The following is a 14,565-nucleotide window of genomic DNA, read 5'->3' as shown; positions in this document are numbered from 1 at the left end:
GGGGAATTCCGCGTGAGCTTCGTTATCCGAAAAAAAGGGCTAAGCTTGTTCGATTGGGTCAACTACAGTCTAATCACCTTGTTCTCGGTCGCATGCTTGTTTCCGTTTCTATACGTGTTCAGCGTTTCCTTTACGGATCCCGAGGTCTATGTTCCGCTTAAATTTTATTTGTTCCCCGAGCAGTGGTCCTTGGAGTCCTACAAGTACATTCTATCTACCAATAGCTTTATGAATGCGTTTAAGAGCACCGTTTTCATTACGGTCGTCGGTACCGTGCTCAACATCGTCGTGTCCTTTACGATGGCCTACGCGCTGACGAAACGGTCCATGCCTGGCAACCGCTGGGTAATGGGGCTCGTCATCTTCACGTTGGTGTTCAGTCCGGGCATCGTGCCTAACTACCTGCTGGTCAAGGAACTAGGCCTGTTGAATTCTTACTGGTCGATGATCTGGCCGAGCCTGACCAACGCCTGGAGCTTGATCGTTATCAAAAGCTTCCTGGATTCGCTTCCATCCGAATTGGAGGATTCCGCGAAGATGGACGGCTGCTCGGATATGGGCGTGTTTTTGCGGATGATTATTCCGCTGTCGATGCCGGCGATCGCCACCTTCACCCTGTTCTTTGCGGTCGGGCATTGGAACGCCTATTTTAACGCCTTGATTTACTTATCGGATTCTAGCAAGTGGACGCTACAGCTGTTGATTAAAACACTGGTCATCGATTCCAATTCGGTGGCGGTGGCCCAGGCCGGGGCAAGCGACGAAAATGTGGTGCCGCAGGAGACCATCCGGATGGCCTCAATCGTACTCGCGATGGTACCGATCCTGGTTGTCTACCCGTTTCTGCAAAAGCATTTTGCCAAAGGAGTGATGCTGGGTTCCATCAAAGGCTGATGAAGGAAACGGCGCATGGATGCCCTCTGCATCGGATATGCGGCTGGTTGGATTGAAAGCGTTATCCTCCCGCAAAGGCGGGAAGGAGACAGGACTCTGTTTCAAGAACAATAGATGGATGATGAGCATCCATAAGGAGGGGTTTACATGAAAATTACATCAAGTAAGGGAAGCTCGTACAAATGCTGGACGTTCTGGCTCGCAGCCCTCATCACTGTCGTCATGCTGGCCGGATGCGGCGAACAGGCGGGTGAGAAGCCGCAGACGGCTGGGGGACCGGAATCGGAAGACACGGGCGGCAAGCCGATGACGATCAAAATGTTTGCCGGTCTCTATAACGAAATCCCCGACATGAATAATGATTTTTGGAAGGAATGGGAACGCCGTACCAACGTCAAGCTGGACGTGGAATGGGTGCCGTCGGGCGATTTGGACACAAAGCTGGATTTACTTCTGGCTTCCGGAGATTTGCCCGAGGTCGTGGCTTATCAGAACCCGATCCGTCCCACGCTGATTACGGCGATTCAGAACGGCGCGTTTTGGGATTTGACCCCTTTCCTCGGGGATCTAAGCGAATATCCGAACTTGAAAAGTAACCTTGCGCCAGATGCACTGAAATATTTGTCGGTGGAGGGAAGTATCTATGCGGTGCCGCGGTCCCGATCTAGGATCGACGGCGGGTTGAAAATACGAGAGGACTGGCTGAAGCAGCTGAACATTCCGATCCCTACCGATTTCGACGAGTATAAAGAAGTGTTGAAGAAGATCGTCGATGCCGATCTGGACGGCAACGGGAAGAAGGATACGGTAGGTCTCCTATATATCAATAACCCGCCCGCATCATTCCAGGCTGGTTTCGGCGTATACAATCCGACCTATACCGATGACGGAGGGCTGATGAGTCCGTCCCTTACGCCTCAATACGTCGAGATGGTGGAATGGCTGCGCGGTCTGTACGAAGATGGCCTGATGTCCAAGGAATATGCGGTCATGAAGGAAAGCCAGGCGGAGGAGCTCTTCAAGACGAACCGAGCTGCTTCCTATGGCCGTCCGATCTGGTGGGATCATGAATGGGAGCAGGCGATGAAGAAGTCCGGTCAGCCGGATGCCAAAATCCTGAACGTGACCTTGAAGGGACCGAAAGGGGATTATGCGGTCGGTCTGGAAACCGGCGTAGCCGGCGGGTTCTACATCTCCAAGAAGGTGCCTGAGGAGAAGGTGAAGCAGCTGCTCAAATATTTCGACCAGACGGCGTCCCAGGAAATGACCGATTTTGCCTATTACGGCATTGAAGGCGTCCATTACACCGAAAAGGACGGGCAGAAGGTGCTGACGGAACAAGGGGTCAAAGAAGTCAATACGACGAGCAAGGGAGCGGGCGTACTGGCTTATGCCAAGTGGGGCAAGGTGATCAGCGCTTCCGGCGATAAAGCCTTTAACGATGCCAAAATCAAAGAGGTGGAAAATTACGACGAGATCGGAAAAATCGACCACTATCGCGTCATCACGTCCGATGGCTGGCGCAGCACCTGGCCTAAATACAGCGACGAATATGCTTCCATGGTGACAAAGGCGATTGTCGGGCATATTCCAATGGAGGAGTTCCGCGCATACGTTGATCAGCTGAACAACCAGCCGGACATTCAGGAAGCGTACCAACAAATGGCCGAAGCATACAAGCAGTTCAACGGGGAGTAACGGACAGTCGGCTCGGACGGTCTCGCATTTTGGAGCGAATATGTTGAAGAACGGGAGGAGACAGCATCGTTGAAGTCTCTGTTCAAACCGGCTGTCTCCGCCTTGTGAATCGACCGTTTGTTGCCAGTTTGAAATGAGAAGGAGGTAAGGCAATGACGAAGGTTAATGAGGAACGCTTCTGGTGGCACAAGCCGCTGCGCGTCATCCAGCCCAATATGCAGGTCCAGAATACCGCCTGCATCGACCCCCCACGGCTTGCCGCGCAGCTGAAGGAGATGGGGGCGAATGCGATGGTCTTCAATACAGGCGGCATATATGCCTGGTATGACACGCAGGTTCCGTACCATACCGTGAACGGATATCTCCCTGAGGGGCGCGATTTGCTCGGGGAGCTGATCACAGCCTGTCACCGTGAGGACCTTCGCTTTATCGCCAGGTTCGACTTTAGCAAAGCGGGTGACAGTGCGTATCTCCGAAGGCCGGAATGGTTCGTCCGCAAGGAGGGCGGCCGCCCGGAGATCATCGGGGCTGAACGGCCCGGACCGTGGCCGCTCTTGATGTCCACCTGCATCAACGGCGGCTACCGCAATGCGGATGTCGCCGCTCCGGTGCTCCGCGAAGCGTTGTCGCGGTATCCGATCGATGGCATTTTTTTTAACAACCCCGGTTATGTGTTCTGCCGATGCGAGCGATGCAGGCGTAAATACGCGGAGCAGTACGGCAAGGAATTGCCGGATTCCTCGCGGGAGCTGGAGCCGGATTTCGCGGCGAGATGCTTCGATGACAATTTGGAAGCGATGTATGACCTGATCAAGTGGGAGAGGCCGGAGGTGCCCATGATTCTATACTACAACCTCCACCGCGACAATCTGTCGAAGCGCGTTCAGAACACTGACATGCTGTGCACGGAGCCGCAGGACGTACTCTCGCTCGGCCATGCTCGGATCCCTGAATTCTGGAAGCCGGCTCTCAGCATCAAGGTGGGTCGGTCGGTTCCGGGCAGGCCGGCTCCGTTTGGCATCGTGCATTCCTGCCCGGGCATGGACTGGCGCCATACCGGGCTTCCGGTAGCGGAATACCGCTTCTGGCTGGCTCAAATTCCGGCCAACGGCGGTCAGATCTGGCACTCCGTCACGGGCATACCCGATACGATCGAAGACCAGCGGATTTTGAAAACCGTAGCCGAGCTGAATCATCATGCCGCCAAGCTGGATGCCTATATGGACGGGGCCGTATCGGCTGCGGAAACCGCCCTGCTCTGGAACGAGCGCGGCGAGGCGCAGAGCTGGGCCGAAACGCTGATCAACCGGCAAATCCCCTTTGACGTACTGCTCCCGCAGAGCCTGCACGATTGGGATCTGAGCCGGTACCGGGTGGTGTTGGCCCCTGAAGGAACGGAATTCACCCCTTTGTTGCTCCATGACTTGCGTAGCTATGTGTATGGCGGCGGACAGCTGCTTGCGGAAGGTCCCCTTCCTTCCGTTGTCGCCGATGCCGCCGATGCCGCCGATGCCGGCGTCAAGCCGCTCCATGATCTGCTCGGCATTTCGGCCGAAGTCTTCGCAAGCGAATACCTGACGGCCTCGTATTTGCGGTTTGAGGAACTGCGGGGGAAGGGCAATCCGCTGCAGCAGGGAATGGAACGGACCGCGCTGATCGCTCACCGCGGCCATGTCGCTTATGTTCAGCCGTACAGTGAAGCGGTTCGGGTACTGGCGACGCTGGTGCCGCCGTTTTCTCCACCGGAAAGCGTGGGAGCGCCGCCGGAGCGGGCTTCGCTGCCCGTTTCCCGCACCGATCTGCCGCTGGCTTTGGAGCATTCGTGGGGTGCCGGCCGCGCTATGTATTTCACGTTCTCACTGGGTGTGCTTCTTCGCGAATTCAAGCTGCCTGAACACGAGATGCTGCTGGCTAACGCGATCGATCATTTGCTCGATGGGAAGCCGCAGCTGTCGGTAACGCCGTATCCTGGACTGCAGGCGACCCTCTTCCGAAGCGGCAGCGATCTGCTGCTCCACTTCGTGAACGGAGCCGGCCGCAGGCCGCTTGCAGCGACGATTCCTCTGCATAATATCGAGGTCCGGTTGAGACCGGGGACTAGATGGCCTACAGGAAGCGGCTTTAAACTGGAGATGTTGATCGGCGGAGGCTGTATAGAAGGATTCGCAGTGAACGACGTATTGAACTTCACCCTGCCGCGGCTGGAGGTTTGGGAGTGCATTCGGATCCCGCTGAATCCCACCGTTACCGCTGTTGGGGAAGGATAGAGGAAGCCGGAGGACGAAGTATAACAGGTGTAGGATCATCCGTAGAGAGTTGCGGATGCACAGTGATCCGCAGGGCAGTTCCTGCCGCGGGAACCGGAGGTGAAAATTCGTGAAGTCTCTTTGGCAGCATATTCAGACCTCGTTCCTCCGCTGGTTCTCCGCGAACCGCTATCTGAAGCGTCTGATTTGGCTCGGATGCCTGTCGGCTATAATTCCGGTGATCCTAGCCGGAAGCGCCTACTACCATTTCTCCATGAAAAAGCTGACGGTCCAGTTCCAGGAAAATAATATGGCGTCCTTGATGCAGCTGAAGGACCGCGTCGAAAATATCATAACAAGCATCGAGCATGAATCGCTTCAGCTTGCCAGCGGTCCGCTGATTCGCAGCGCGCTGGAAAATCCCGAATATGAGACGGACTACATGCAGCAATTGGATATGCTCAAGCTGTTTCAGCTGCACAAAAATACGAATAACCTGATCGAAGACATCCTGTTTTACGATGTTCGGCACCGGCTGCTGCTGTCGCACTCCTATGGCCTGGTCCACCTGGACGGGTACAAGGGAAAAGAAGATATCGAGCAAGCCGTGGGGAGGGAAGGCGGAGCGAGGTGGATGCACCTCCCGAAGTCGACGGAGAACGGATACGTCTCTTACGTCCGCCATCTTCCTGTTATGGTGCTGGGGCAACCGAGAGGCACCATCTTGATACAAGTGAAAGAGGAATCGCTTCGCAGCCTTTTGAACAACTATACCCTTTCCCTGGAGGAGCAGTCGCTGGCCATTCTGGACTCCGATCACCGGGTCCTGCTGCATACGGATGGACGCAGCGAGATCGGCAAAGCCGTGGAAGAAGACCCCATTTGGGTATCTCTGGTAGAGAGCGGGGAAACGTCCGGCCATGACGTGCTGACCGGGGAGGACGGCAAGGAACTGGTCGCCTTTTACAAGACCTCCATGGGCCGTCTATATGTGTCCCGGATGCCGGAGCGGGAGATGATCGAGCAATTGAGGTGGATCCGCGTGCTGATCGTCATGTCGGTGTCCGTCTTCATGCTGATCGCGGTATTGCTCACCTGGTTCTCGTCCAAAATAGCGTACAATCCGATCCAGCAGCTCCTTCGTTACGGGGAGCATTTGAGAAGAAACGGCAGGAGCGGGGCGGATAGCTCCGTCAAAGAGAATGAAATCGAGTACATCCGCTCCTCCCTTAGCTACTTGAACGAGCAGGCGGAATCCCTGAACAGCTACATTCGAAAAATTCAACCGGATTTACGGGAACGGTTCCTGCAGCGTTTGCTGCTGTCCGGAAGCTCGTGGCGGTCCGGCACGCTGGAGGAGGGGTGCGCGAAGCACATGATTCCGATGAGCGGACCATATGCCACGATAGTGGTGAAAGTCGAGAATCCGGTAAAAAAGCGATTTTTGCCTAACGAAGGCCCGGTCATCGTGTTTGCGGTCAAAAACGTCATGTCCGAGCTGCTGGCAAACAACCGGCAGTTGGAGGGTTACGTGGTGGACCGGGAGGACCGGGAAGCTGTGGCGCTCCTGAGGCCGGGAGAACCCGGGGTTTCCTCCCAGGAGCTCCGCAGCCTCCTCGCATGTTATGCGGAATCCGTCAGTCAGTCGCTGGCGCGCTATCTTTCTTTTTCCGCGTCCATCGGCATCGGCAATACTGGAACATTGAGTCGGGCGGCAGAATCCTATAAGGAGGCGCAGCTTGCTCTGCAATATCGTCTGTTCCATGATGCGGATACCGTACTGTTCTATGAAGACATGATCCGTATCGAGCGTAATCCCGTGTTCATGTATCCGAAAGACATCGAATCGGAGATGATCGAATATTTGTGGAATGGGGATCTGCCGCAGGCTGAGGCGTCGCTGCATGAATTTTCCCGGCGGATTCGGGTGTCGGAGTCGTACAACGTGACCTTCCAGAGCTATTACGTGCTGCTCTCGGCCATTGTCCAGTCGATGGAGGAGAAAGGTCCCGGCGTGCTGGAGTTGCTGGGAGGTAATCTGTTCGACCAACTGAAGGAGAACCAGACCTCACGCGAAATGCATGACTGGTTCATCGGCGCCCTGTTCCCGCTATACCAGGAAATAAGTCATGACCTGCGTACCCGCTCCACCCGCCTGATCGTTCAGCGGGTATGCGGCCATATCAGCCGTCATCCCGATGGTGCTCATTCACTGGCGGACTGTGCCGAGCTGGTGGGGGTGAGCCCGTCGTACCTCAGCCGGCTGTTCAAGAAGGAGATGGGCGTATCCTTTGTCGAATACGTCATGAACTCCAAAGTGCAGAAGGCGAAGCAGCTGCTCAAGGACACGGATTACACGGTCATGGAGATTGCCGAAATCGTCGGTTATTCCGAACGGAACCTGAACCGGGCCTTTCAGCGTTTTCTGCAGATGTCTCCGCGGCAGTATCGACTGTCGGTAAGATAGGAAAACCAATTATACAGGCTTAGGCTTATACAGAAAAAGGAGAGGATCACATAATGACAATCGCACCGAAACAAACGACCGTAGGCTTTATCGGCTTGGGCGTAATGGGCCACAGTATGGCAGGGCATATTCAGAAAGCCGGCTACGCGCTGCACGTTTACACGCGAACCGCCTCCAAGGCGGAGCGGCTGGTGTCGGACGGCGCGGCTTGGCACGATACCCCGGCAAAGCTGGCGCAGGCCTGCGACGTAATCATTACGATGGTGGGCTACCCGAAGGATGTCGAGGAACTCTATTTAGAGCCGGAAGGGCTGGTGGCGCATGCCAGGGAAGGGGCATATCTGATCGATATGACGACGTCCAGTCCGCTGCTTGCCCGCCGTATCTATGAAGCCGCCTCGTCGAAAGGGCTCCATGCTATCGATGCTCCGGTCTCCGGCGGTGACGTGGGTTCACGTGAAGCGAGGCTGTCCATTATGATCGGCGGGGAAGAGGGAGACTTCAAGGCGGTGCAGCCGCTGCTGTCAACGATGGGAAGCAATATCGTTCATCAAGGACAAGCCGGCGCTGGCCAGCATGCGAAGATGTGCAACCAGATCGCCATTGCCTCTAACATGATAGGAGTCTGCGAGGCGCTGGCCTATGCGGAGAGCGCCGGGCTTGATCCCGAAACCGTGCTCAAGAGCATCGAGAGCGGAGCGGCGGGCAGCTGGTCGCTTAGCAATCTGGCTCCGCGCATGATTGCCGGGAATCTGGAGCCGGGATTCTATATCAAGCATTTCATCAAGGATATGGGAATTGCGCTGGAATCCGCTAAGGGAATGAACTTGGTTACGCCGGGCTTATGCCTCGCCGAATCGCTGTACCGCCAGCTGGCAGAGAAGGGATTTGAGGATAAAGGCACGCAGGCTTTGATTAGATATTATACGGGTGAGTGAGATTCAGTTTCTTTTTACTGATCTAAGTCCTCAAAGGACCATAACATGCGTATGATGCCAAAGAACAAACGGGTACGAAAAGTCGCAATAGAACATAACAGTCTCGATTTCTCCGGTAGGACAGATTGAGGCTGTTATTAATTTCGGGACATAAGGAAACTTATCATAATAAAGTCAACGGTCTTCGAGACCTGTCTAAGACCATACCGATAGTTCAGTATGAGATGCTGTCGAATCACCCTTACCGATACACGCAAGAGGATGTGTTATTCGAAGTGTTTGCGGAGCGCAATCAAATCTCGAAGAAGGAAAGAGCAACCGCACGCGAGAAGTTCTTCTCCAAAGGGCAGCCTTGATTCCGAACCTCGTCCTTGGGCAAGCGTTATGGCTGGGGTATTCATCATGACGCTCAACCCGCACTCGATAGCGTTGGGTCTCATCAATTACATGTATACTAAGTCGCCTAGTTGGCGACTTTTTTTGGTTTGTCGGGAAAAACGAGAGCAGCATCCTTCATCGAGCTGGTGCAGAGATTTTAATTTTTAATTAACAAAAACCTGCATTCTATTAAATTATTCTTTTTTACAATCAATGGCGTAGGGTTATTAAACCGGTTTAATGATCCAGCAGGCAATGAGAATTTGCTAGAGAAAGGAACAACCATAGATGGCTACCATTGATGACGTTGCCAAGAGGGCTGGTGTATCCAAGGGGACCGTATCCAGTGTGTTCAGCAAAAAAAGGCCGATCAGCCAGCAAGTGACGGAGCGGGTACTAGAGGTAGCCCAAGAGCTGGGATATTTCCCGAATCAACTGGCCCGAAGCCTCGCGATCAAGAGGACGATGAGCATCGGCCTCAAGATCCCTCTCCCGCCTGATGGGATGATGACGGCCTTCGATACTCAGTTGATTAACGGTGTCATCAAGGAATGCTCCAAGCAGGGCTACCGCTTAGTGCTCGATACATTACCCGAGCAGGATGATCCTACGATGTATTCGCAGGATCCTGTCGATGGCGTCATTCTGCTCAACCCGCGAAAGAATGATTTACGCATCCAACGGTATCTGATGATGGGCACACCTCTTGTGCTGGTGGGTCGGTCGGATCCATATGACGATTCGATCAGCTACGTGGATAATAACAACACGAAAGTGGCTCATCAGGTAGGAGATTATTTGCTTCAAGGAGGACATCAATCCATCCTCTTTCTGAATGCAGCCTCCGATATGACCGTGTCCTATGATCGAAAACATGGCTTATTGGAAGCTTATCGCCAGTACGCTCTGCCGATGCGCGAAGAGTACGTGATGTACTATAACCACAGGCTGCATGCCAACGGTACGGAATACGGATACATGTCCATCATGAATACCTATGGAAACATGAACTATACGGCAATCATTACCGATACGGACAGAGTAGCTCTTGGCGTGCTGAGGGCAGCCAGGGAGCTGGATATTGAGGTGCCGGAACAGCTATCGGTCATCGCCCTCAGCAATGATGCGATTTTAGCTCAAGGTATGAACCCAAAGCTGACATCCGTGGAGTTGTCGGCAGAGACGCTTGGAGCTGAAGCAGCCAAGCTGTTGATCGAGAAAATAAGCGATAAACGTGTCCACAGGCAAATCATCATCCCCGCACAGCTGGTAGTGAGGGATTCCTGCAAAGTTCTTTCCTAATGACGAATAAGGAGTGGTTAGCTTGGTAAAACGAAACAAAATCATGATCGCGCTCATGGCTGTATCTCTGTTCGGTGGGCTGCTTGCGGGCTGTTCCTCAAGTCCAGGCAGCAGTAATCAGGAGGGCAGCAATGCCGCATCGCAAGCTGCATCGAAAGAAGAACGCACCCTCAAAATCATGACGGGGGTCATCGGCGGCAAAACGCCTGAAGAGAATACGCAGTTCGAGCAGGAAATCGAGCGTCTAACCGGCATCAAGGTAACGATGAACAAGCCGGCAGCTGACTATGACCAGAAGCTGCTTGCAGCAATCGCCTCAGGTGAAAAGTTCGATCTGCTGCAAATCAGCAAAGAGAAGATGTCCACCTTCGTTGAACAAGGAATTCTTACGCCGCTGACCGATCAAGTGAACAACTCCAAGGTGCTGTCGGATCCAAACGTCATTCCCGCGAATGAGTGGGAACAAGTAAAGACGAAGGATGGCCAGATCTACGGCGTGTTCACCAAGTACCAGGGAGGAACGATGCCGATCGTTCGCAAGGACTGGCTGGACGAATTAAACCTGCCGGAGCCTGCAACGCTGGACGATTATTATAACATCCTCAAAGCGTTCACCGAACAAGATCCGGACGGAAACGGCAAAAAAGACACGTACGGACTCAGCACGGCCGGCATGTATGAACTGCAGGGCTTCTTCAGCGCAGCGGGCTTGAAACAACGATATGTGGAAACGGCGGACGGCAAGCTGGACGTTCCATATTCTACGGATGCGGCCATCCCGGTTTATGAATGGCTGAACAAGCTGTTTGAGGAAGGCATTCTGGATCCGAACTTTACCACGAATGACACCGGTAAAATGCGAGACCTGTTCCTGACCGACCGTGTCGGCATGATTACGTACTGGGACGCTTGGGTAGGCATGCTGAACAATACGCGCCACGAACAAGATCCGAATACGAAATTCGAAGCAAAGGGCTTGCCTGGTGCAGCCGACGCAAACGGCAACCACATGCTGCGCAGAGGCGATCCGGATGTGTGGGTTATTCCCGTCAATGCGGAGCATCCGAAAACAGCCATTGAATTCATTGAATGGTGGCATTCCGAGGAAGGTATCACGCTGGGCAGTTTAGGCATAAAGGATGTGGATTACACGGTTGACAACGGCAAATACGAACTGACCCAAACCGGTAAAGAGCATGCTTCCGACCATGGCGTTCCTTTCTGGTATAACCGCAACGTCGAACCGCCTTTCGGTAAACTGCCGGGCGTCCAGGAAGCGCAGGATCTCGTCGATCAATACGCTTCCTTGGAATTAACGCCTCCGAATTGGGCGAATGCCGAGAAGATTATCAATGAATATTCCTTCAAAGCGATCATGGGCGAAATGCCGGCTGCCGACGCCGTAAAGAAAATGCGAGAAGAGCTTAAAGCAGGCGGACTTATCGATTAAAGCATGAGGAGGGGCGGTGATGGCGGCCGCGCCCTTCTTTATTTTTTAATAAGGGGGCGAAATTCCGTGAAAGCCATATTCAAATACAAAACCCTATATTTTATGATGCTTCCTATCCTGGCCTACTTCCTCATCTTTTCCTTTTATCCGCTTGCCCGAGGACTTGTTATCAGCATTCAAGATTACCGGCTGATCGGAGATCGTCCGTTCATCGGCATCGATAACTATCTGAGTGTGCTAAAGGATCCGGCTTTTTGGGAAGTTTTTCAGAATACGATCGTAATCGGCGCCGGAAGTTTTATCATCAACTTCTTGTTGCCGCTGATTCTTGCGCTCTCCTTAAATGAAGTGGCTTCCGCCTGGTTCAAAAAAATGACCCAGATGATCGTCTATTTACCTCATTTATTCTCTTGGGTTGTCGTAGGCGGGATGTGGACTCTACTGCTGTCTCCGGATACGGGCATCGTGAACCAAATCATCCAGCTCTTTGGCGGTCAGCCGGTCGGGTTCCTGTCTTCGGACCGTTATGCCCGCTCCGTCATGATCCTGACTTCTGGCTGGAAGGAAATGGGGTATACCTGCATTATGTACCTGGCCGCCATCGTAAACATCAATCCATCGCTGTATGAGGCTGCGAGCATGGACGGAGCCAGTCGCTGGCAAAGGATACGATATGTAACGATTCCGATGCTTCGCTCCACCATGAAAGTGGTCATTATGTTGAACGTTTTGGGAATCCTGCGTTTGTTTGATCAAATATTCGTGATGAGTAACGGCGCCATTGCCAATAAAGTCGATGTCATTATGATGTACACCTACCAAAAGGGGATATTGGAATTTAGCGTTGGACCTGCTACGGCGGCCGGCTTCCTGGTGATTATGGCAACATTCGCGCTAACGTACGTAACAAGAGCGGTGATCCGCTACGATGAAGGGTGAGTCGGTATATGAAACCAACGAATAAAATCAGCTTGCCGGGCCGTGTGTTTGATGCGGTCAATATTCTGTTCCTCCTTCTGCTCGTTTCAACCATGGTAATCCCTTTTTTAAATTCGCTTGCGCTTGCATTTTCATCGAATTTTGCTTCCATGCAGCCCGGGATCGTACTGTGGCCTAAGGAATTCAGCCTGGAGGGATTCTCCACGGTATGGAACCGCATGAAGCTTTATTTGCCATTTACGAACAATGTCATTGTGACCGTTGTCGGTACCGTAGGTCATGTGTTCCTAAGTTCTATGGCAGGCTATGTGCTGATTCAAAAAGGGCTTCCCGGAAAAAAGTGGATGTTATCCGCGATCCTGTTAACGATGATGATTCCGAGCGAGGCGATCATGATCCCGCTGTATATCGTGAATCAGGATTTAGGACTCCTGAACACGTTGTCCTCACTCATACTTTCCGGCTTCGTATCCGGCTTCAGCGTCATGCTCATGCGAAATTTCTTTTTGAGCGTCCCTTACGAGATGTCGGAATCGGCGCGGATCGACGGAGCCGGGGATCTTCGGATTTTCTTTACGATGTACTTGCCGCTTGCGAGCGCAGGGCTGGCAACAGTTACGCTGTTTGAATTTGTCAGCCGCTGGAACCAATTCACGCCAGCCCTCCTGTATATAAATGACTCGTCCAAATATACGCTGCAGATCGCGTTGAAATCGTTCATTGTCGATACCGATTCGACCTCGAGCAATTTTCTTATCACGACCAATGTCAGAATGGCAGGGATCGTCATTGCGCTTCTTCCGCTAATCATCATCTATCCGTATGTGCAAAAGTATTTTGTTAAAGGAATGTTTGTCGGCGCAAATAAAGAATAAGCAGAATTGAGGAGGCAGTCGTATGACTAAACGAATCGAGCGGACGAACACATTAGCTTTCAAACGATATATTGAGCATTCGGAACAAAGTACGTACATCGAAGTACCGTTTCAAATGCCGGAGCGTGTCGAAGAAATCCACGTGAGCTATCAGGTGGAATCCCACGGCGATGAAGCCGCAAAAGCCGTCATTGATCTAGGGATCCGGGACGCCGAGAGAGTAAGAGGCTGGAGCGGAGGGGCACGTCAGGAACTTAGCATCGGTCTGAATCAAGCGACTCCAGGATACCTGCCAGGACGGTTGGCCCCAGGAGATTGGGCTATTCTCCATAACGCTTACAAGGTTCCCGCTCAGGGTTGTACGGTCACGATCGAAATCGAGTTTACCTACAAGATATCGCGCTGGCTGAAGGGAGATCTTCACACGCATAGCGTTCATAGCGACGGCACTTATACCCTGGAAGAGAATGCGGCCATGATGGAGAGTTTGGGCTGCGATTTTATAGCCATGACCGATCACAATACGATCAGCCAAAACCTTGCGTATCCCCGCGGGACCTCGGTACTGATGATACCGGGTACGGAGTTTACGACGAATTATGGTCATAGTAATTTTCTCGGCGTGACGAACCCCATGGATGATTTTCGCGTATCGGGAATATCCGATGTGCACGAGAAGTTTCGAGTCGCCCGCGAACGGGGAGCTAAGATTGTGCTCAACCATACGCACTGCGATAACTGCCCGTGGGAATGGGATTTCGATGTGGATTACGATTGGGTAGAAATTTGGAACGGCCCTTGGAGAGAGCACAACAGACGCGCGCTTTCTTGGTGGCAGGAGCAGCTCGTTACCGGAAGACGTCTGGTAGCCGTAGGGGGAAGCGATGTGCATCGACCGGACTCATATGTGAAGCATGCGATGCCATGCGTATGGGTCTGGACCGATGAAAAAACGGTGGAAGGCGTGCTGAACGGTATTGCGGAAGGCCATGTCGTTATCACTTATTCGCCAGATGGCCCTTTTGCCACCCTTCAGTGCGGTGAATACGGGATTGGTGATGAAGTGCCCTATGGGCACGCCGATCACGAGGTGGTCGTTCAACTGGATGATTTGATTCCGGGCGATTTGATTCGCCTGTACAGCGAGCGCGGTCTTGAGGAAGAAACTTCTGTTGACTCGGACGGAGGCGTTACACTGATGGTTAACGCCATGCATAGGAGATTTTTGCGGGCTGAAATTTGGCGGAATCTTGATCTGGCCGACGGCTTGTCGATGGCGGCACTGACAAACCCTATTTATTTTGCTTCAAAAGAAGATATGCGATCATCGAATCACGAGGGTTACAGCATGTTTCAGTCCGTCTGAAGCCATTGTCCA

At 53.0% G+C, this 14,565-nt stretch carries 10 protein-coding genes and 1 pseudogene; all 11 read left to right on the top strand.

The window, feature by feature from the left end; translation table 11 throughout:
- The first annotated feature begins 12 nt into the window (after nucleotides 1–12).
- The 11 genes and pseudogenes from BJP58_RS05445 to BJP58_RS05395 all read left to right on the top strand — a co-directional run bounded on the left by BJP58_RS05445 (nucleotide 13) and on the right by BJP58_RS05395 (nucleotide 14,553).
- Entirely contained in the window at nucleotides 13–894 is an 882-nt protein-coding gene (locus tag BJP58_RS05445) for a carbohydrate ABC transporter permease (protein WP_194543120.1), read from the top strand.
- Nucleotides 895–1,041: 147 nt separating this feature from the next.
- Nucleotides 1,042–2,592 (top strand): extracellular solute-binding protein, encoded by a 1,551-nt coding sequence (locus tag BJP58_RS05440; RefSeq protein ID WP_194543119.1) that lies wholly within the window; start codon nucleotides 1,042–1,044, stop codon nucleotides 2,590–2,592.
- Nucleotides 2,593–2,744: 152 nt separating this feature from the next.
- A complete protein-coding gene (locus tag BJP58_RS05435) occupies nucleotides 2,745–4,859 on the top strand; it encodes a beta-galactosidase trimerization domain-containing protein (protein ID WP_194543118.1) in 2,115 nt (704 codons plus the stop codon).
- A 109-nt stretch (nucleotides 4,860–4,968) separates the two neighbouring features.
- The gene (locus BJP58_RS05430) at nucleotides 4,969–7,305 is read left to right on the top strand and encodes a helix-turn-helix domain-containing protein (protein ID WP_194543117.1); all 2,337 of its coding nucleotides are present in this window, start codon (nucleotides 4,969–4,971) and stop codon (nucleotides 7,303–7,305) included.
- A gap of 53 nt (nucleotides 7,306–7,358) precedes the next feature.
- Nucleotides 7,359–8,243, top strand: a complete 885-nt coding sequence (locus tag BJP58_RS05425) for an NAD(P)-dependent oxidoreductase (RefSeq protein WP_194543116.1) — start codon at nucleotides 7,359–7,361, stop codon at nucleotides 8,241–8,243.
- Nucleotides 8,244–8,368: 125 nt separating this feature from the next.
- A pseudogene (locus BJP58_RS33540) lies at nucleotides 8,369–8,701 on the top strand (DUF6157 family protein).
- 208 nt (nucleotides 8,702–8,909) lie between these two features.
- The gene (locus BJP58_RS05415; RefSeq protein WP_194543115.1) at nucleotides 8,910–9,923 is read left to right on the top strand and encodes a LacI family DNA-binding transcriptional regulator; all 1,014 of its coding nucleotides are present in this window, start codon (nucleotides 8,910–8,912) and stop codon (nucleotides 9,921–9,923) included.
- Nucleotides 9,924–9,945: 22 nt separating this feature from the next.
- Nucleotides 9,946–11,373, top strand: a complete 1,428-nt coding sequence (locus tag BJP58_RS05410) for an extracellular solute-binding protein (protein WP_194543114.1) — start codon at nucleotides 9,946–9,948, stop codon at nucleotides 11,371–11,373.
- Between the two features lie 66 nt (nucleotides 11,374–11,439).
- Entirely contained in the window at nucleotides 11,440–12,312 is an 873-nt protein-coding gene (locus tag BJP58_RS05405; protein WP_194543113.1) for an ABC transporter permease subunit, read from the top strand.
- 8 nt (nucleotides 12,313–12,320) lie between these two features.
- Complete coding sequence (locus BJP58_RS05400) at nucleotides 12,321–13,187, top strand: carbohydrate ABC transporter permease (RefSeq protein ID WP_194543112.1); 867 nt, start codon at nucleotides 12,321–12,323, stop codon at nucleotides 13,185–13,187.
- A gap of 22 nt (nucleotides 13,188–13,209) precedes the next feature.
- A complete protein-coding gene (locus BJP58_RS05395) occupies nucleotides 13,210–14,553 on the top strand; it encodes a CehA/McbA family metallohydrolase (protein WP_194543111.1) in 1,344 nt (447 codons plus the stop codon).
- The last annotated feature ends 12 nt before the right edge of the window (nucleotides 14,554–14,565 follow it).

The sequence above is a fragment of the Paenibacillus sp. JZ16 genome (genome assembly GCF_015326965.1).
Taxonomy (GTDB): Bacteria; Bacillota; Bacilli; order Paenibacillales; family Paenibacillaceae; genus Paenibacillus_AQ.
The sequence above is the reverse complement of the archived record's forward strand: the minus strand, read 5'-3'. Positions and strand labels throughout refer to the sequence as shown.

Excerpts from the sequence above, each read along its gene's own strand:
- BJP58_RS05440 (WP_194543119.1), top strand. The coding sequence starts at position 1,042 with ATGAAAATTACATCAAGTAAGGGAAGCTCGTACAAATGCTGGACGTTC.
- BJP58_RS05435 (WP_194543118.1), top strand. The coding sequence starts at position 2,745 with ATGACGAAGGTTAATGAGGAACGCTTCTGGTGGCACAAGCCGCTGCGC.
- BJP58_RS05425 (WP_194543116.1), top strand. The coding sequence starts at position 7,359 with ATGACAATCGCACCGAAACAAACGACCGTAGGCTTTATCGGCTTGGGC.
- BJP58_RS05415 (WP_194543115.1), top strand. The coding sequence starts at position 8,910 with ATGGCTACCATTGATGACGTTGCCAAGAGGGCTGGTGTATCCAAGGGG.
- BJP58_RS05400 (WP_194543112.1), top strand. The coding sequence starts at position 12,321 with ATGAAACCAACGAATAAAATCAGCTTGCCGGGCCGTGTGTTTGATGCG.
- BJP58_RS05395 (WP_194543111.1), top strand. The coding sequence starts at position 13,210 with ATGACTAAACGAATCGAGCGGACGAACACATTAGCTTTCAAACGATAT.